Raw genomic sequence first — 17932 nt, 5'->3', positions numbered from 1 at the left:
GAAAATCGATGTCGACGAAACCAATACTGATCGCCCAGATATCCGACCTCCATATCAAGCCGCCGGGGGCGCTCGCCTATGGCCGTGTCGATACCGCCAAGGCGCTTGAACGATGCGTGGCAACGCTGAATGCATTCGAACCTGCGCCCGATTTTGTGGTGATCTCGGGTGATCTGGTGGATACACCAACCGCCGAGGAATACGATCATCTCAAACGATTGCTGGCGCCGCTTCGGCTTCCGTTTGCCGGCATCCCGGGCAATCACGACTCGCGCGAGTTGATGCGTGCGGCGTTTCCGGCGGCGCCCTATGTCCATGCCGCCGGTCCGCTCGACCAGAAAATCGAGGTGCACGGCCTCGATCTGCTGCTGCTTGACTCAAGCGTTCCCGGCAAACCGCATGGCACGCTTGAGACGTCCACGCTGCAATGGCTCGACACCACGCTGGCGGCGGCGATCGATCGACCAGCTCTGATTTTCCTGCATCACCCGCCGTTCAAGGGCGGTATCTGGCACATGGATCGACAGGATCTGTTCAATGCCGACGAATTGGCCGGGATCGTCAGGCGCCACCCGCGCGCGCAGCTGATCGGATGCGGGCACGTTCATCGTGCCATGCTGACCACCTTCGCCGGAATTCCCGTGACGGTATGTCCGGCGCCGAACCACGCCGTGGATCTCGACCTTGCGCAGCTCCGAGTGCCGTCCTTCAAGGTGGAGCCGCCTGCGTTTCACGTCCATGCCTGGTTTCCCGGTCAGGAACTCGGGCAGTTAGTGACCCACCAGGTTCCGATTGGGCAGTTCGACGGGCCGCATCCATTCTTTGGGCCGGACGGCAGGCTGCTGTGAGGTTGTTCGGCGCGATCAACCCGAGACGGCAAACCCGCCATCGTCGTAGATCGTGGAATGCCCGCCGGACCGGGCCCTGCGCGCCATCATTTCATGCATGTTGCGGAGCTCCTGGACAGCCTGGTTGAGGGCGGCGTCGGCGTTCCGGATCATGGAAATAAACCTCGCGGTCAATTCGGGATCGAGCTTGACGCGAGTCAGGCCATCGCGGCTCTTCTTCCGGTCCAGCTCGCGCTGAATGGTTGTGGCGCGCGCCGTGTCTGCGTCGCAGCCCAACATTTCAGCAATTTCGCGATACGTCATCCAAATCTGTGGCACTTTCTGCACTCCCTGTTTGAGGGGGAAGCTCGCCGAAGTTGATGAATAGCGGGTTGCCGCGTTTGATCACCCGCGCATTGGCGACACGCAAGGCGCTGTTGATGGTTAAGCAAATGGCGGAGCAATAGCCGCGAATATCAGGTGACCCGTTCACCGGACCGCAGCCTTTGCCCGAAAGGGGCGATTTTCACGCGATTGAACCGCGATTCCGGCCGCGGAACCGAAGGCGCTGAAACGACGGAGTTACGGAAAGGCGGCTTGTTCGATGAGATTTGACCGGGCGTGCTGCAGCCATCAAGAGCCCTCGCGAGTGACATTTCGCTTATCAAAAATTGTACTCTCAGTTGGCTTCCACTCCCGATGGTGCAGTGCGGTCTTCAGGTTGCTGTAGGCCTTAGCCGGAGCTATACTAGCAACTGCTTTCATTGATCGATGGCTTTGTCTGCGTCCGCTCCTGGCGGCGGGCCACGCAAACACAATCTTGCTGGATGACGATGACCGGTGCGACGATAGAAAGAACTGCCGGGACGCCGCCGTTTTCCAGCAGCAAGCTGTCGGTGCTGCGCAAGCATCCCTATTTCGCCGATCTTGAGCCCGAGGCTTTCGACCAGCTCTGCCGCTACGCCAAGCACATCACGCTGAAGCGGGGGACCGCGATTTTTTCCAAAGGCGATCCGGGCACGAGCCTGATCGCAGTGATCTCCGGCACGGTGAAGATCAGCATCTCGTCGCCGGATGGCCGCAATGCGATTCTCAACCTGATCGGGGCCGGAGAGATCTTCGGCGAGATCGCGCTGCTCGACGGCTTGTCGCGCACGGCCGATGCCACCGCCAATACCAATTGCGAACTGTTCGTGATCGATCGCCGCGAATTCATTCCGTTCGTGCGCAGCCAGCCGACCCTGGCGATGAAGTTCATCGAACTGCTGTGCGCAAGATTGCGCTGGACCAGCGATCAGGTCGAGCAGGTCATCCTGCAAGATTTGCCCGGCCGGCTTGCCAGCGCGCTGTTGCGTCTCAGCGACAAGCACAAGCGCGAGCCGCAGGGACGTACCATCTCGATCACCCAGCAGGAGATCAGCGAGATGGTCGGCATGACGCGGGAGAGCATCAACAAGCAACTGCGTGTCTGGGCGACGCGTGGTCTGGTGAGGCTTGAACACGGTGCGATTGTCGTGCTGAAGCCGGAAGCGCTGCAGGAACTGGTCGAGGCTGGATCAAGCGACAGCGAATAGTCGCTTCGACTGCAGCAAGCCCGATCTCTCACGAAAAGGTGAACTGATTTAATCCTGTGAAATCATTCACAGCGCCCGCGCGTGCACTGCAGTAAGTGAGGCCTCGGCGGAGCACACATCTGCACCGTGGAGGAATCCATGCATGGCCCTTTCGACAAGCGACAGCAGGACGCGCAACGCAACTACCAGAGCTTCAGCATCAAGCTCATCGCTCTGCCGCTGCTCGTGATCGTCGCATTGATCGGCATGGTGGTCAGTCGTCCGGCGGTGGTCAAATGGATCGCCGATGCGGCGCAAGCGGAGTTTACCGGATCCTACGCTGCCACCGATCTGCTGCCTGACAGCGCACGGCCGGCGCAAATCGCCCAGCCGAGCAACGCAATTCGGACGGTGAGAATCTACTGACCGCCGACGCGTCGTCGCGTCCAGCTGCGCGACGACGGCGCCAGATCGGCGCGGCTTCCTCATGCAGCGACGCCGAGCAGCTTTGCTGCGGTACCGCCAAGAATGTTGGCCTTGTCGTCGTCGCTTAGCGAGGAGCAGGCGAAGATGTGATCGACCGGGCTCAATTGCCATGGATAGGGATAGTCGCTTCCAAGCACGATCTGGCCAGCCCCGACCTGAGCGGCGAGGTGCCTGACGGCCTCGGGTGTAAAGATCAGCGAGTCGAAATAGATCTGCTTGAGATATTCCGTCGGCGCCTTCTTGAGCTGGATGTCGGGATTGCATCCCTTCGGTCCAACCAGGCAGGCATGGTCCGAGCGATCGGCGTACGACGGCAGATAGCCACCGCCATGCGCGGCAATGACCTTCAGCCCGGGGAAGCGGTCGAACGTGCCTTCGAAGATCAGGTGCGAGAGCGCGATCGAGGTCTCCAGCGGATTGCCGATCGTGTTGCCGAGCCAGCCATTGCCCGAGAGCCGCTTGTTGAGCTCCGGCACGCCCTGCGGATGGATGAACAGGGGAACGCCGAGTTCCTCGGCTTTGGCCCAGACGGGATGAAATTTCGGGTCGGAGAATTCGACACCATTGACGACCCCGCCGATCGCCGCACCCTTCAGCCCCTGCTTCTTCACGGCCGTCTCCAGCTCCTGCACGGCAAGATCGGGTGCCTGCAGCGTCAGCGAGGCGAACGCGGCGAAGCGGTCGGGCTTCGAGGCGCAGAGTTCGGCGAGTTTCTCGTTCTGGACCTTCACGATCTGCCCGGCAAGGTCACGGTCCCGATCGTACCAGAACGGATTGATCGACAGCACCTCCATGTCGACGGCCTGTGCGTCCATCGCGGCAAGCCGCTTGTCGATCTCGATGAAGGCCTCGGCCGCGCCATTGACCGGCGGCAATTGCACCTTGTCGGCATTGGAACCGAGCAGGGCGCCCGCTTCGCGGAAATGGCAGTGCGAATGGATGTCGATGGTCTTGACGCGCTTGCCGCTGACCGAGACCGGCAATTTCTGGCGCGATTGTTGCGCGTCTGCATTGTGCACGAGCCCGCAGCTGCAGAACACGATGCCGGCCGCCGCCGTTGCTCCCGCCTTCAGGAAATCCCGCCTTGTGGCCATGACGATCGCCTCCCCTATGTTTGTTCTTGTTGTGGGGCAGCGTATGGATACCGGTGAGCACTCGCAAGCTGCACGCTGTGCGTGTCGCGCAATCTTGATCAGACCGGCTTGATCCCGGCCTTCGTGATGATGTCGCGCCACTTCGGAACTTCATCCGTGATGCGCCTGCGCATGCCGTCGGGTCCGTTGGCGAGCACCTCGAAGCCGTCATTGCGCAACTGGTCGGCGATCTTCGGCGTCTTCAGGATTGCGATCGATTTCGCCGACAGCAGCTCGACGACGGAAGCCGGCGTCTGGGCCGGCGCGAGAAATCCCTGGAAGGTGTCGGAGATGAAATCCTTGTAGCCGAGCTCGACCATGGTCGGCACGTCGGGCAGGTCGAACCAGCGGTGGGCTCCGGTGACGGCAAGCGCCTTCAACGCCCCTGACGCGATGTGCGGGTGTGCCGGCGGCAGTGCCGCAAAGGCAACCTGGGTGGTGCCGCCCAGGATCGCCTGGATCGCCGGACCGGCGCCGGAGAACGGGACGTGCGTCATCTGGATGTTGCCGACGATCTTGAACAGCTCGCCGGCCAGATGCGGCGTCGTCCCAAGGCCCGGGCTGGCATAGTTCAGCTCGTCCGGATTGGCCTTCGCGCGTGCGATCAGGTCTGCGACCGAGTTGATCCCGAGCTTCGGGTTGACCAGGATCACATTGGGCGAGGTGCCGAGCTCAGCGATCGGCGCAAAGTCCTTGTCCGGATCGTATGGGATCTTGGCGTAAAGGCCGGGATTGACGACATAGGCGCTCGACGTGATCAGTAGCGTATAGCCGTCCGGCTCGGCATGCGCCGCAATGCCGATTCCGATATTGCCGCCACCGCCCGCGCGGTTCTCGACCACGATCGTGCCGCTGAGTGCCTCTCCGAGATGGGTGCCGAGAATGCGGGCCATGATGTCGGTCGGTCCGCCCGGCGCGAACGGCACGATGATTTTGATCGGTCGTTCCGGATAGCCGGCCGCTCTCGCTTGTCTTGCAACGCCGGCAATCGCGACTGCGCCACCCGCTGCCAGGATTGCGCGGCGCGAAAGAAGGTTGGTTCTGTTGCCCGTCATCCGATGTCCCTCAGCCGCATCAGGTCTTACAGGTCAAATACTGCCACCGCGCGGATCGGGGAGGCCGTTCCCTCACGCCACTTCATCGGCAGGCCGATGAAGGTGAACTGTCCCTGGCCAAGCAACGCTTCGAGATTGCACAGGCTTTCGATGTGGGTGATGTCGAGATCGAGGCAGGCCTTGTGAACCAGCAGGTTCACGTCGCTCTCGGGGCCCGGACGCATCGAGTCAATGCCGAAATGAACGATGCCATGCCCTGCGAGCCATTCGGTAGCGGCGACGTTCACGCCGGAATTGTCGGTGGAGTATTCCTTGCGCGGAAACGTCCGTGCATGGTGGCCGGTGCAGAGCAGCACGGTGCCGGCCTTCGGTACCGGCACCCCGGCTGTCTTCACGGCCGCCTCCAGATCGGCCGGCGTAATCTCGGCGCGCGGCGCGATATGACGCAGGTCGAGGCAGATACCCGGCACAATGCATTTTTCCAGCGGATACTGATCGATCGATATGCCGTTCGGCCCGAAATGCCGGGGCGCATCGATGTGGGTACCGCCGTGATCGGCCATCGAGATGAACATCGACGCCAACCCGTAGACGTTTCTCGATTCCGCGTAGGCCTCTTCGTGGGTGTTCCACATGCCGTGTATGATCGGCGGATGGCCGGGGTAGCTCGGGGTCCGGTGATAGAGCTCTCGGCTCAGGTCGACGATCCTCACAGCGGGTGCCCTTTCTTGACGGAGCTGGCGCAGGCGCGCTTCTAGGCGCAATGCTGACGCGTTTGCCGCAACTCCGCAAGATGCGTGTATCGCTTTAGTGAAGGACCTGGAGCTGCCGCGGCAGCCACAGCGAGATTTCCGGAAGGTAAGTCACGCACATCAGGACGAAGAACATCACTGCGTAGAACGGCCAGATCTTGCGCATCACCTGCTCGATCGTGACCTTGCCGACCGCGCAGCCGACAAACAGGATCGCGCCCACCGGCGGATGGCACAGGCCGATGCCGAGATTGAGCAGCATGATCATGCCGAAATGAACCGGATCGACGCCGAAATTCTTCATCACCGGCAACAGAATCGGCGTTGCGATCAGGATCGACGGCGCCATGTCGACGAGCGTGCCGAGCACGAGCAGCAGAACGTTGATCAGGAACAGGATGACGTATTTGTTGTCGGAGATCGACAGGAAGAAGGCCGTCATCTTGGCCGGCATCTGGGTCAGCGCCATGATGTAGCCGACGCTGGAGGCGCAGGCGATCAGCGTCATCACCATCGCAACCGTCCGCAGCGTGCGGTGCAGCAGCACCGGCAGGTCGCGCCAGCGGTAGTCGCGATAGATGAACATGGTGACGAAGAAGGCCCAGATGCAGGCGACGGCACCGGCCTCGATTGCGGTGAAGATGCCGCCGAGAATGCCGCCCAAAATGATCACGAGCGTGATCAGCCCCCAGGACGCATCGATCGCGATCCGGATCGCGTCCTTGGCCGGCACGGCCTGGCCATGCGGGTGTTTCTCGCGGTAGGCGATCGCAAGGCACAGCACGACCAGCGAGAAGCCGAGCAGGAGACCGGGGAACACGCCGGCCATGAACAGGGCGCTGATCGAGATCGTTCCGCCGGTGGCCAGCGAATAAAGCACCGCATTGTGGCTCGGCGGCACCAGCAGCGCCTGCACCGACGAGGTGATCGTCAGGTTGGTGGCGAAGACCCGCGGATAGCCGTTCTTTTCCATTTGCGGAATCATCACCGAGCCGATCGCGGAAGTATCGGCGACGGCCGAGCCCGAAATGCCGCTCAAGAATGTCGTCGCGAGCACGTTGACGATCGAGAGCCCGCCCCGCAGGCGGGTAAGGCCGACCAGCACGTCGGCGAACGCCACCAGGCGTCGGGCCATGCCACCTTCGGCCATGATGGCGCCGGCCAGCACGAAGAACGGAATCGTCAGCATCGCGACCTTGCTGACGCCGTCCGAAATCTTCAGCATCACGGCCTCGAGCGGAATCCCGATCGACAGCGCGCCGACGATCGCCGCCATCGCCAGCGAGTAGGCGATTGGCATCCCGATCAGGAAGCAGATCAGCATCGTCGCGAGCAGGATGAAGATATCCATGTATTTCCTCGCGCCATCAGTCGATTGGCACTTCGCGATGCTGTCCGATCTGGTCGGGCGGAACGCCGAGGAAAATCCGCTCGATGATGAACAGCAGCAGGCAAAGGCCGCCGACCGGGATCGGCAGATAGGTGACGCCGACCGAAAGGAATGGAAAGTCTGCGATGGTGTTGTGCCAGGTCACCTCGACGAGCCGCCAGCCCCAGATGATCATGAACAGCGCGATCAGTCCCATCAGCAGCTGCACGGCCAGTTCGGCGAGGGACCGGAGCCGGTCCGGCAGCTTGCCGGCGAAATAGCCGACGTTCATGTGCAGGTTGAGCCGATAGCCTGCCGCCGCGCCGACGAAGGTCACGACGATGGTGAGGAGAACCGCAAGCGGCTCGGGCCAGGAGGCGGCGCTGTTCAGAACATAGCGCGTGAACACCGCCCAGGGGATCACGGCCGAGATCAGCACCAGGGCTACGCAGCCGGTGATGACGCAAGCCCGATACAGAATGTCCATTGCGCGGCGATATGATCGAGCCATCTCGATGTCCCGTGCAATGCCGGATCAGGCCGACTGGATACGCGCGATCATGTCCTGGTATTTCGGACCATACTTGTCCCATACCGGCTTGACCGCATTCTGGAACGGAGCCTTGTCGGCGATCTCAACGATCTCGCAGCCGGCGGCCTTGGCCTTTTCCATCGCCTGCTTTTCATATTCGTTCCAGAGCACGCGTTCCTCCATCTGCGCCTCGCGCGCCAGCTTCTTGATCAGCGTCTGGTCATCGGCCGTAAGGGTCGACCAGGTCCGCTTCGAGAACACCAGCACCTCGGGAACGATCAGGTGCTCGGTGAGCGAAAAGTGTTTCGCCGCCGTGTAATGGTTGCTGAAGACGTAGCTCGGCGGATTGTTCTCGGCGCCGTCGATCACGCCGGTCTGCAGCGCGCTGAACACCTGATCGTAGCCCATCGCGACGCCATTGCCGCCCAGCGCGTTCATCATGTCGACGAAGATCGGGTTGCCGATCACGCGGAACTTGAGGCCCTTGATGTCGGCGATCGCCTTGACCGAGCGCTTGGTGTTGTAGAGGCTGCGCGCGCCGGAATTCATCCAGCACAGCGCGACCAGGCCGGCGTTCGGGTTGGCGGTAATCTTGTCGAGCAGGTCTTGCCCGATGGGACCGTCCATCATCCGTTCGGCATGCGCCATGTTCTTGAACAGGAACGGCATGTTGACGACATTGATGTCGTCGACGATCGGGCCGATCGATCCGGCGCTGACGCGCAGCATCTGGATCGCGCCGATTTGGGTCTGCTCGATGGTCTCCTTCTCGCCGCCAAGCTGCATCGAAGGGAACATCTGCAGCGAGAGGCGGCCGTTGGTTGCGGCCGCGAGCTTCTTGCCGAGGTTTTCCGTCGCCGCCACGGTCGGGTAGCCCGGAGGCTGCACGTCGGAGGCCTTGAACACCGCTTTCGACTGGGCATGCGTTGCCGACGTTGACGTCGCGACTGCCGCGCCAAGACCGGCGCCCAGCCTGATGAAGTCGCGACGGTTGAGCTGCGCCAGACGCCGCTGCGATCGACGTGTATCGTCCATGTCGTTTCCTTCCCTGATGCCGGGCTCGTTGGTTTTTTGGCCGCGGTCGCTAGCTTTGTTGGTCGAAGAACTCCGGATTATTGTGCCGGGTGGCGGAGATGTCGGCCAGCAGCCGTTCGAGATGCCTGGCCATCGCAGCTCCGGCAGAAATGGAATCGCGCGCCTCGATCGCCGCCATGATGGCCTCGTGCTCGGCGATGACCTCGGCCATTCGCCCGCGTTGCGGCAGGGTGAGGCGTCGAAAGCGATCGACGTGGACCTTGACTTGAAGGATCAGCTTCCAGATGCCGGGATGTCCGGCGATGTCGGCGATGCTGGCGTGAAAGGCTTCGTCAGCCTGATGGAATGCCTCACGATCATCCGCCGCATCGGCCTCGCGCTGACGCTCGAGGATGGAATGCAGGCCGAGGATCTGGCTGGAACTGGCGCGCTCGGTCGCCATCCGGGTCGTGGTCTCTTCCAGCGACCTGCGGACGATGATCGCCTCGGGGAGCGCGGCGAGCGGAATGCGCGACACGAAGATGCCGGATTGCGGGAAGATCTCGACCAGGCCTTCATCAGCCAGCCGCAAGATCGCCTCGCGCACCGGCGTTCGGCTGACGCCATAGGAGAGGGCGATTTCGGTTTCAGGTATCGGATCGCCTGGCCGGCGCTGTAACGAGACCAACTCGGCGCGCAGGTCGGCATAAATCCGGGCGGCCGCGGTGGCGGTGCGGGGCCGGCCAGCGCGTCTCGCGCCGGCCAAGGCACGGAGTTCGGATTTCTTCTGCGCGCGTGCGGGCATTTCCGGTCCCAAATCTGATATATTAGTATATGAAGATGAACCGAAAGGCAATTGGAGCGGGTAGGACCTGGCGTCTGCCACTGAAGGGAGTTTTCGCGTGACCGACTATCGCAAGCTGTTTGATCTCACCGGCAAGACGGCCGTCGTGCTGGGCGCGGCCTCGGGCATCGGAAAATCCTCGGCCGAGGCGCTGGCGTCGCTGGGTGCGCGGGTGCTGTGCGCCGACCGAACGCAGGAGGGCGCGGCCGCGACCGCCGATGCGATCCGTCAGCAGGGTGGAGCGGCGACGGCGGCCAGTTGCGATGCGGCCGACCGTGCCGACGTCGAGGCGCTGGCGGCGAAGGCGCTCGCGGAATTTCAGCGCATTGACATCGCCGTGACCACGCCGGGGCTGAATATCCGCAAGACCATCCTCGATTACACCGAGGAGGATCTCGATCGCGTCATCAATCTCAACATCAAGGGCACGGTGTGGTTCTTCCAGGCGTTCGGCCGCATCATGGTCAGCCAGCAGGGCGGCAGCCTCATTGCCTGCTCGTCGGTGCGCGCGGTGACCATCGAGCCGGGGCTTGCGGTCTATGGATCGACCAAGGCGGCGATCGGGCTCCTGGTGAAGGGCTTTGCGTCCGAGGTCGGACGTGCCGGTGTCCGGGTCAACGCGATTGCACCAAGCATCGCGGAAACCGCGCTGACCGGACCGTTCAAGCAACGGCCCGATATCTACAACCTCTATGCCGGACACACCGTGTTCAACCGCTGGAGCAGTGCCGATGAGGTCGCGACCGCGGTCGCCTATCTGGCATCGGACGCCGCAAGCTATGTCAGTGGCAGCACGCTGTTCGTCGATGGCGGCTGGACCGCGGTCGACGGGCCGCCGACGGGCCTGACGCAACTGGCGCGTTAAGCCGCGGCATTCGCTATCCAGATTCGGAGACGAAGCCGGCGCGGCTACGCAACTCCGCTGCGCCTGACGACGTCAGCAACTCGATGAGACGTTGCGCCTGCGATACGGCCGATGCCCGTGTTGCGATGGCGGCCGTATACATGGTCGCAAGCTCAAATCCCGGCGGCAACGCGCCTGACAGCACCACGCCGCTGTTGCTGATGATCTCGGTCGATTGCGTGCAGCCGATTGGCCGCCGCGCGTCGGAATCGGCCAGATGCCGCATCGCGGTCGTGCCGTTTGGAAAAACCTTCAGCCGCTCGGCGACGTCGCTCTCGATGCCGAGTCGCGCGAGAACCTTGGCGACATGAATTCCCGCCGTGGATGCCTTGGTGTCCGGCACAAAGATCGCGTCCGCAGCGAGCAGGGTGCTGCGCAGGCTGGCGGCGTCCTCGGCGCGCACGAGCGGGTCGCCGGCGCGAACGGCAAGTGCAGTTGCAACCCGGCCGATGTCGGCGATCGAACTGCGCTCGACCAGTCCTTCGTCGGCGAGTATTCCGATCAGGGCCGCGGTGAGGATCACGATGTCGGCCGGTGCGCCGGCGCGCAACTTCTCGGCCATGGCGCCGACTGCGCCAAACTCGCCGGCAATGTCGAAGCCGGTTTCGGCCTTGAGCGCCGGCGCGAGGCTGCCCACCAGGCCCTGCGCCGCGCCGCCGCTGAGGATGTTCAAGTTCTTCATACGCTCTATTCCATGGCCACGGTTCTACTCCGCGCTTACTGGGGCTTCTCGAACTTCTTGACGACATCGGCCCACTTCACGATATCGCCGCGCAGGAATGCGTCGAACTGCTCCGGCGTCATCGCCATCGGCAGCGCACCCTGGGCCGCCCAGAGCTTTCCGACCTCCGGCCGCTTGATCGCCGCATTCACGGCCTGGTTCAGTCTGTCGATGATCGGCTTCGGTGTACCGGCGGGCGCCATCAGGCCAAGCCAGATCGTCGCCTCATAACCGGAAACGCCGGCCTCGATGACCGTTGGAACACTGGGCAGCACCGCCGAGCGAATCTTGCCTGTGGTTGCGAGAGCGCGGACCTGGTTTTCGGCGATGTTGGGGGCCATCGCGGGAACGGCATCGATCATCATCTGCACCTGGCCGCCGATGACGCCACTCCGGGCTTCGCCGCTGTTGCGATAGGGCACGTGCACGATATCGATCCCCGCCATGGCTTTGAACAATTCACCCGCCATGTGATAGGGCGTGCCCTGACCCGACGAGGCATAGTTCAGTTTTCCCGGCTGCGATTTGGCAAGCGCGATGAACTCCTGCAGGGTCTTCGCCTGCACGGCGGGGCTGACCACGATCACGAGATCGGAAGAGTTCAGCGGTGCGATCGGCGCCAGGTCGCGCATCAGCTCGTATTTGCGCTGCGGTACCAGCGATTCATTTGCGGTCTGGGTGTTCGACATCATGAGCAGGGTGTAGCCATCGGCCGGCGCCTTCGCGACCTCGAGCGTGCCGATCACCCCGCCGGCGCCGGTCCGGTTCTCGACCACGAAGGGCTGGCCGAGGCCTTCCTGCAAAATGCTGCCGATCTGTCGCGCCACGACGTCGGCTGGGCCGCCGGGACCAAACGGAACGACGATCCTGACCGGGCGCACCGGATAATCTTCGGCGCCTGCATGCGTGCCGGCCATCAAGATGCACAGCAGCACGACGAGCACCAAGACGTTCCGTACGCTCGCCATTGCTCTCCCCCGACTTTAGTCTTGTTTCTTAATCACAAGTCTAGCTGCAACCTGAAGCCGCTGTCGACGACAGACTCATTCTCTTGCGTCGGAATAAGATCGGCAGGGCGGTGTATCAACTTCGCCATCACGTGCGGGGGAACACATGAGGAAACATTCGGGATTGTCGCGCCGCGATGTGCTGAAGGCGTCCGGCGCGGTGCTGGCGGGTGCCGCCTTTTCGACGCGGGTGATGGCCGCCGCGCCTCCGGCCGAGCCGGTCACGCCTGCGCTGATCGAGGCCGCTAAGAAAGAGGGACAGGTTGTCTACTACACCTCGACCGATCTGCCGGTCGCCGAGAAACTGGCAAGGGCGTTCGAGGCGAAATATCCGGGCATCGCCGTGCGCGTCGAGCGTACTGGCGCCGAGCGCGTGTTCCAGCGGGTCGGCCAGGAATACGCCAGCAACATTCATGCTGTCGACGTCGTCAACTCCTCCGATGCCGCGCATTTCATCGTCTGGAAGCGCGACGGCCTGCTTGCGCCTTACGTTCCCGAGGAGGTCGCAAAGTACTATCCGGACGAGCATCGCGATGCGGACGGCCAGTTCGCGAGCTTCCGGGTCTGGCTGTCGATCATCGCCTACAACACCAATCTGGTGAAGGCCGAGGAGGCGCCGACGAGCTTTGCCGATCTGCTCGATCCGAAATGGAAGGGCAAGATCGTCAAGGCGCATCCCGGCTACAGCGGCACCATCATGACCGCGACCTATCAGATGCAGCGCGATCTCGGCTGGGGCTATTTCGAGAAGCTCGCCAAGCAGAACATCATGCAGGTGCAGTCCTCGACCGATCCGCCGAAGAAGCTCGATCTCGGCGAGCGGGCGGTGATGGCCGATGGCAACGAATACAACATCTTCCAGATCAAGGAGGCAGGGCGGCCGGTCGAGCCGGTCTATGCCAGCGAAGGCTCTCCGATGATCGTCGGACCGAACGGTGTCTTCAAGGACTGTCCGCATCCCAGCGCCGCAAGGCTGTTTCAGGCGTTCGCGCTCGGGCGCGAGGGGCAGCAGCTCAACGTCGATATCGGCGGCCTGCGCTCCGTGCATGCACAGGCCCAGGAAAAGCCGGGACGCAAGCCGCTGAAGGACATCAAGACAATGAAGGACGACGCCGCAGCGGTGGAGCGGGAAGGGGAATCGATCAAGTCGCGGTACACGCGCATTTTTCGCGTCTGATTGCCGCGATCTCGTCCTGCCGGGCTCCTCATCGTGAGGTGCTGGCGGAGAGGATCGTGGCAATCACTTGAGCATGGTGCGTGCCCGGCTGGCGACTACACGATGAAATCGCTGTGGTCGAACACGGCGGTGCCGCCGAGTGCGACGAACAGCGAGCTCGGCGCTGCCGGACCGGCCGACCCGTCGACGTCGAGCAGCACGCGTGTCGCGGGTGCCCCTGTGCTGCCAAATGCGGCAATAGGTTGAAACGTCAGCACGCCGTTGGTGAAGGGATCGGCGCCGACCGGCCCGAGTGAGCTGAGCAATTGCGAGACGTCGATCTTGTCACCCTCGGCGCGGCTGAAGTCGTGGATGAGGTCGACGGCATCGTTGGCGGTCGTGAACACGAAATGATCGGCACCGCTGCCTCCGGTCAATTCATCGCCGCCGAGCCCCCCGGTCAGCGTGTCGTTGCCGGCGCCGCCATAGAGGAGGTCGTTGCCCGTGCCGCCGATCACCGTGTCATTCCCGCCGCCGGCATCGACCCCCGAGGCCGCACCAAGGACGCGGATGACGTTGGCGAGATCGTTGCCGGTGAATGGTCCCATGCCGGTTTGAATGGTGAGGTCTTCGACATTGCTTGGCAGGGCGAACGAGTACAGCGTCGTCTGCACCGTGTCGTGGCCTTCATTGGCGAATTCGGTGATGGTGTCGGCAGAGCTTCCGACGATGTACAGGTCGTCACCCTTGCCGCCTTCAAGCAAATTCACCCCATCGCCGCCATCATCGAGCGTGTCGTTGCCGCCGAGGCCGATAAGGTGGTCGCTGCCGACGTTGCCACGGATTGAATTGTCGGCATCGTTGCCAGTGCCGGTGAAATTACCCGTGCCGGAATATCGCAGATCCTCGAAGTTGGGCAGCAACGTCAGTTGGGTGAGCGTGGTGAGAACGGTGTCGTGGCCTTCGTTGGCGAACTCCACGAGCGTGTCGCCGGGATTCTCGACGATATAGGTGTCGTCTCCGGTGTCGCCCTGAAGCGTGTTCGAAAGGCCTCCCGTTCCGTAAAGCGTGTCGTTGCCATTAAGGCCAATGAGATAGTCCGCTCCGTTACCGCCCTGAATCCAGTTGTCACCAGCGTTGCCGAGGCCAATGAAATCCGCGCTACCGGTGTACTGCAGCTTCTCGACGTTGTTCACGAGCCGCGCATACGTGTCGGTCGTGTAGAGGGTGTCGTAGCCCTCGTTCGATTGCTCGAGGATCGTGTTGGGGTTGTTGTTGCTGTAATAGGTATCGTCGCCAGTGCCGCCGACGAGCGTGTCCAATCCGCCGCCCGCGGTCAATATGTCGTTGCCATCCTGGCCATAGAGCGTGTCGTTGCCGGAACCGCCGGTCAGCGTGTCGTCTCCCGATCCTCCCACTGCGATGATCGGGGTCGTCGCCGCGTGCGCGTCCAGATTGTCGTTGCCTGAGCCGGTGTAGAAGATGATCTGACCGGTCAGCCCGGCCGATGACAGATCGCCGACGGTCACACGATCATCCGTCGAGTACAGAACCGGGTAGCTGGATGGCGGCGCCGGATCATGCGTGGCGCTAAAGGTGAAATTCTCGACGCCTTTCAGCGTGACGGTCGACTGGTAGGTGCCACCGGTCGCGGTGTTGAAATTCGCCCAATCCTGCGACAGCGTGAACACAGCGGAACCTTCGCTGCCTGCACCGAGATTGTAGTAGGTGGGTCCGACGTAGCCGTTCCGGCCGCTGAAGAACGTGACGTAATCGACGTTGGCCTGAAATGTGTCGTAGCCCGTTCCGCCATCGACGCCGTCGCTACCATCGCTGCTGGCGACGTCGTGCCCCGTGGAGTACGTGAAGAGGTCGGCTCCGCCCAAGCCGAACAGGAAATCATCGCCCTTTTTCCCGTTGATCTGGTCGTCTGAGTCGGTGCCGTTGAGATTGTCGGGGCCGTCTGTTCCTTCGATGTACATTTTCCAACTCCCAAAATGCCGGTGGCGCTGTCTGGCGCAGAGCCGCAATGAAGGGAGGCCGATGAGCAACCTCCTTAGTTGTCGCAATGGACAACTGCAGTGTGGAGCGATCGTAGCAGCTTTGTCGACACCTACCAATTAGTGGTCGTGCCTTGACGGCTGTGTGAAATTCAACCCGGCATTCCCGATCTTCGCATCTGCGGTGCGTTGCGCGTCATACGAAAGAACTGCGCGAATCGAGGCGCGATCTGATCCATCAGACGATCTCGGTGCAAAGCGCCGGCCGCGGAGGCCGCCACAACCTCCGGTTCCCCTGAAGCGCTGTGCGCTGCGTCAACGGCAAGGTGGTCCTTGCGGCGGCCTTGCTTAGCCCGCCCGAAGCATGGCTCATGCCCGGCTTGCGCACGAGCCGGGCGGAAAATGCCTCTCGGCGGACAGGTCATTTGATGTTACCTATTTGACATGAACCAGCACGCCAAGGTCGACATCCGCCATTCCACCTGTCCGCACGACTGCCCGTCGGCTTGTGCGCTCGACATCGAAGTCATCGATGGCCGCTCGATCGGCCGTGTCAGAGGCTCCAAACAGCAGACCTACACGGCCGGCGTCGTCTGCGCCAAGGTCGCGCGCTACGCCGAGCGGATCCATCATCCCGATCGGTTGCTCTACCCGATGCGCCGGACCGGGCCGAAGGGTTCCGGCCAGTTTGCACGGATCTCCTGGGACGAGGCGCTGGACGAGATCGCGGCGCGGTTCGACGCGGCCGAGCGCGAGTTCGGCGCGCAGTCGGTCTGGCCGTATTATTACGCCGGCACCATGGGGCTGGTGATGCGCGACGGCATCAACCGACTGTCCCACGTCAAGAAATATTCGCGCTTCTATTCGACGATCTGCGCCAATATCGCGCGCGTCGGCTTTGCCATCGGCACCGGCAAGATCGCCGGCGTCGATCCGCGCGAGATGGGCGTATCCGATCTGGTCGTGATCTGGGGCACCAACCCGGTGAACACCCAGGTCAATGTGATGACGCATGCGATGCGCGCACGCAAGGAACGCGGCGCCAAGATCGCCGCGGTCGACATCTACAACAACGACACGATGAAGCAGGCCGACATCAAGATCATCCTGCGCCCTGGCACCGATGCTGCCTTCGCCTGCGGCGTCATGCATGTCCTGTTCCGCGAAGGTCTTGCGGATCGCGCCTACATGGACAAATTTACCGACTGTCCCGATGAGCTCGAAGCCCATCTCAAGACCCGGACCCCGGAATGGGCCTCGGCGATTTCGGGCGTCCCGGTCGAGGAGATCGAGGCGTTCGCGCGTCTGGTCGGCCAGACCAAGCATTCGTTCTTCCGCCTCGGATATGGGTTCACCCGCAGCCGCAATGGCGCGGCGCAGATGCATGCGGCACTGTGCATCCCGGCGGTAACCGGGGCCTGGCAATATGAAGGCGGCGGTGCCTTCTTCAACAACGCCGCGATCTGGCGTTTCAATGAAGCCGTGATCGAGGGCCATGATGCGATCGATCACGCGACGCGCTGGCTCGATCAATCGAAGATCGGACGCATCCTGACCGGTGATGCCGAATCCTTGAAGGGTGGCCCGCCGGTCAAGGCGATGCTGATCCAGAACACCAATCCGATGACGGTGGCGCCCGAGCAGACGCTGGTCCGCGAGGGGTTTGCGCGCGATGATCTGTTCGTCGCGGTGCATGAGCAGTTCATGACCGAGACCGCAGGGATGGCCGACATCGTGCTGCCCGCGACCATGTTCATGGAGCATGACGACCTCTATTACGGCGGCGGCCATCAGCACATTTCGGTCGGGGCCAAGCTGATCGATCCGCCCGGTGAATGCCGTTCCAACCATCAGGTGATCCAGGCGCTCGGGCGGCGTCTCGGCGCGGTGCATCCCGGGTTCGAGATGTCGCCGCGCGAATTGATCGACGTGACGCTGCAGAAGAGCGGCCACGGCGGCATCGAGGGCCTCGAGGCCGACATCTGGCGCGATCTGCAGCCGGATTTCCGCACCTCGCATTATCTCGACGGCTTCGCCCACGCCGACAAGAAATTCCATTTCAAGGCCGACTGGGCCAATCCGCCGTGGGGCAATCCCGGCCTCGGCCCCTGGGACCAGATGCCGGGGCTGCCGGACCATTGGACCATCATCGAGGAAGCCGACGCGCAGCATCCGTTCCGGCTCGCGACCTCGCCCTCGCGCAGCTATCTCAACACCAGCTTCAATGAAACGCCGGGATCGCAGGCGCGTGAGGGCGTGCCGACCGTGATGATCCATCCCGAAGACGCGGCGGCGCTCGCGATCGCCGACGGCGACGCGGTGACGCTCGGCAACATGCGCGGCGAAACCACGCTGACTGCGAAGCTGTTCGACGGCGTGCGCCGCGGCGTTTTGATCGCCGAGTCGATCCACCCGAACAAGGCTCACATCGGCGGCCGCGGCATCAACACGCTGACCGGGGCCGACGTGGTCGCACCCGTTGGCGGTGCTGCGTTCCACGACAACAAGGTCTGGGTCAGGAAGGCCTTGCCCGCCGCGTAAATCCCGCTTGCAGTCGGCGCCGATCCGGCCGCAAATGT

Annotated in this window: 17 protein-coding genes; 6 read left to right on the top strand and 11 right to left on the bottom strand. The window is 62.7% G+C overall.

The window, feature by feature from the left end:
- Positions 1-8: 8 nt before the first annotated feature.
- Positions 9-848: a phosphodiesterase gene (locus XH93_RS29485; RefSeq protein WP_194470178.1), complete on the top strand. Its 840-nt coding sequence runs from the start codon at positions 9-11 to the stop codon at positions 846-848.
- Between the two features lie 15 nt (positions 849-863).
- On the opposite strand, the gene XH93_RS29480 is transcribed toward XH93_RS29485, so the two are convergent.
- Positions 864-1151: a hypothetical protein gene (locus tag XH93_RS29480; protein WP_194470177.1), complete on the bottom strand. Its 288-nt coding sequence runs from the start codon at positions 1149-1151 to the stop codon at positions 864-866.
- Between the two features lie 509 nt (positions 1152-1660).
- Here XH93_RS29480 and XH93_RS29475 point away from each other — a divergent pair.
- Positions 1661-2401, top strand: a complete 741-nt coding sequence (locus XH93_RS29475) for a Crp/Fnr family transcriptional regulator (protein WP_139863564.1) — start codon at positions 1661-1663, stop codon at positions 2399-2401.
- Positions 2402-2539: 138 nt separating this feature from the next.
- Positions 2540-2806, top strand: coding sequence for a hypothetical protein (locus tag XH93_RS29470; protein WP_194470176.1), 267 nt, complete (start codon positions 2540-2542; stop codon positions 2804-2806).
- Positions 2807-2865: 59 nt separating this feature from the next.
- On the opposite strand, the gene XH93_RS29465 is transcribed toward XH93_RS29470, so the two are convergent.
- From XH93_RS29465 to XH93_RS29435, 7 genes are all read right to left on the bottom strand, one after another.
- Positions 2866-3960, bottom strand: coding sequence for an amidohydrolase family protein (locus tag XH93_RS29465; RefSeq protein ID WP_194470175.1), 1095 nt, complete (start codon positions 3958-3960; stop codon positions 2866-2868).
- Between the two features lie 98 nt (positions 3961-4058).
- The gene (locus XH93_RS29460; protein WP_194470174.1) at positions 4059-5054 is read right to left on the bottom strand and encodes a tripartite tricarboxylate transporter substrate binding protein; all 996 of its coding nucleotides are present in this window, start codon (positions 5052-5054) and stop codon (positions 4059-4061) included.
- Between the two features lie 26 nt (positions 5055-5080).
- Complete coding sequence (locus tag XH93_RS29455) at positions 5081-5767, bottom strand: cyclase family protein (RefSeq protein ID WP_194470173.1); 687 nt, start codon at positions 5765-5767, stop codon at positions 5081-5083.
- 94 nt (positions 5768-5861) lie between these two features.
- Positions 5862-7157, bottom strand: a complete 1296-nt coding sequence (locus XH93_RS29450) for a TRAP transporter large permease (protein ID WP_139485027.1) — start codon at positions 7155-7157, stop codon at positions 5862-5864.
- 16 nt (positions 7158-7173) lie between these two features.
- Positions 7174-7686 carry a TRAP transporter small permease gene (locus XH93_RS29445; protein WP_194470172.1) on the bottom strand — a complete coding sequence of 171 codons (513 nt, stop codon included), beginning with the start codon at positions 7684-7686 and terminating at the stop codon, positions 7174-7176.
- Positions 7687-7710: 24 nt separating this feature from the next.
- Positions 7711-8742: a TRAP transporter substrate-binding protein gene (locus XH93_RS29440; protein ID WP_194470171.1), complete on the bottom strand. Its 1032-nt coding sequence runs from the start codon at positions 8740-8742 to the stop codon at positions 7711-7713.
- Between the two features lie 49 nt (positions 8743-8791).
- Entirely contained in the window at positions 8792-9526 is a 735-nt protein-coding gene (locus tag XH93_RS29435) for a GntR family transcriptional regulator (protein WP_194470170.1), read from the bottom strand.
- A gap of 97 nt (positions 9527-9623) precedes the next feature.
- Between XH93_RS29435 and XH93_RS29430 the strand changes: the two genes are divergently transcribed.
- Positions 9624-10430 carry an SDR family NAD(P)-dependent oxidoreductase gene (locus XH93_RS29430; RefSeq protein WP_194470169.1) on the top strand — a complete coding sequence of 269 codons (807 nt, stop codon included), beginning with the start codon at positions 9624-9626 and terminating at the stop codon, positions 10428-10430.
- Between the two features lie 13 nt (positions 10431-10443).
- On the opposite strand, the gene XH93_RS29425 is transcribed toward XH93_RS29430, so the two are convergent.
- The gene (locus tag XH93_RS29425; RefSeq protein WP_194470168.1) at positions 10444-11151 is read right to left on the bottom strand and encodes a substrate-binding domain-containing protein; all 708 of its coding nucleotides are present in this window, start codon (positions 11149-11151) and stop codon (positions 10444-10446) included.
- Positions 11152-11186: 35 nt separating this feature from the next.
- Positions 11187-12158, bottom strand: a complete 972-nt coding sequence (locus XH93_RS29420) for a tripartite tricarboxylate transporter substrate binding protein (RefSeq protein WP_139863200.1) — start codon at positions 12156-12158, stop codon at positions 11187-11189.
- Between the two features lie 145 nt (positions 12159-12303).
- Here XH93_RS29420 and XH93_RS29415 point away from each other — a divergent pair, with 145 nt between their 5' ends.
- Positions 12304-13374: an ABC transporter substrate-binding protein gene (locus tag XH93_RS29415; protein WP_244626756.1), complete on the top strand. Its 1071-nt coding sequence runs from the start codon at positions 12304-12306 to the stop codon at positions 13372-13374.
- Between the two features lie 95 nt (positions 13375-13469).
- Here the strand turns inward: XH93_RS29415 and XH93_RS42850 are convergent, their stop codons facing one another.
- Complete coding sequence (locus XH93_RS42850; protein WP_194470167.1) at positions 13470-15335, bottom strand: calcium-binding protein; 1866 nt, start codon at positions 15333-15335, stop codon at positions 13470-13472.
- Positions 15336-15797: 462 nt separating this feature from the next.
- Here XH93_RS42850 and XH93_RS29405 point away from each other — a divergent pair, with 462 nt between their 5' ends.
- On the top strand, positions 15798-17894 hold the full coding sequence (locus tag XH93_RS29405; RefSeq protein WP_194470166.1) for a molybdopterin oxidoreductase family protein: 2097 nt from the start codon (positions 15798-15800) through the stop codon (positions 17892-17894).
- Positions 17895-17932 lie beyond the last annotated feature (38 nt).

Origin of the sequence: Bradyrhizobium sp. CCBAU 51753 (assembly GCF_015291565.1) — a bacterium.
Lineage (GTDB): Bacteria > Pseudomonadota > Alphaproteobacteria > Rhizobiales > Xanthobacteraceae > Bradyrhizobium > Bradyrhizobium ivorense.
This window is presented reverse-complemented; position numbering and strand designations above follow the sequence as displayed.

Excerpts from the sequence above, each read along its gene's own strand:
- XH93_RS29480 (WP_194470177.1), bottom strand. The coding sequence starts at position 1,151 with ATGACGTATCGCGAAATTGCTGAAATGTTGGGCTGCGACGCAGACACG.
- XH93_RS29435 (WP_194470170.1), bottom strand. The coding sequence starts at position 9,526 with ATGCCCGCACGCGCGCAGAAGAAATCCGAACTCCGTGCCTTGGCCGGC.
- XH93_RS29415 (WP_244626756.1), top strand. The coding sequence starts at position 12,304 with ATGAGGAAACATTCGGGATTGTCGCGCCGCGATGTGCTGAAGGCGTCC.
- XH93_RS42850 (WP_194470167.1), bottom strand. The coding sequence starts at position 15,335 with ATGTACATCGAAGGAACAGACGGCCCCGACAATCTCAACGGCACCGAC.
- XH93_RS29425 (WP_194470168.1), bottom strand. The coding sequence starts at position 11,151 with ATGAAGAACTTGAACATCCTCAGCGGCGGCGCGGCGCAGGGCCTGGTG.
- XH93_RS29470 (WP_194470176.1), top strand. The coding sequence starts at position 2,540 with ATGCATGGCCCTTTCGACAAGCGACAGCAGGACGCGCAACGCAACTAC.
- XH93_RS29420 (WP_139863200.1), bottom strand. The coding sequence starts at position 12,158 with ATGGCGAGCGTACGGAACGTCTTGGTGCTCGTCGTGCTGCTGTGCATC.
- XH93_RS29475 (WP_139863564.1), top strand. The coding sequence starts at position 1,661 with ATGACCGGTGCGACGATAGAAAGAACTGCCGGGACGCCGCCGTTTTCC.
- XH93_RS29485 (WP_194470178.1), top strand. The coding sequence starts at position 9 with ATGTCGACGAAACCAATACTGATCGCCCAGATATCCGACCTCCATATC.
- XH93_RS29465 (WP_194470175.1), bottom strand. The coding sequence starts at position 3,960 with ATGGCCACAAGGCGGGATTTCCTGAAGGCGGGAGCAACGGCGGCGGCC.
- XH93_RS29460 (WP_194470174.1), bottom strand. The coding sequence starts at position 5,054 with ATGACGGGCAACAGAACCAACCTTCTTTCGCGCCGCGCAATCCTGGCA.
- XH93_RS29440 (WP_194470171.1), bottom strand. The coding sequence starts at position 8,742 with ATGGACGATACACGTCGATCGCAGCGGCGTCTGGCGCAGCTCAACCGT.
- XH93_RS29445 (WP_194470172.1), bottom strand. The coding sequence starts at position 7,686 with ATGGCTCGATCATATCGCCGCGCAATGGACATTCTGTATCGGGCTTGC.
- XH93_RS29405 (WP_194470166.1), top strand. The coding sequence starts at position 15,798 with ATGAACCAGCACGCCAAGGTCGACATCCGCCATTCCACCTGTCCGCAC.
- XH93_RS29450 (WP_139485027.1), bottom strand. The coding sequence starts at position 7,157 with ATGGATATCTTCATCCTGCTCGCGACGATGCTGATCTGCTTCCTGATC.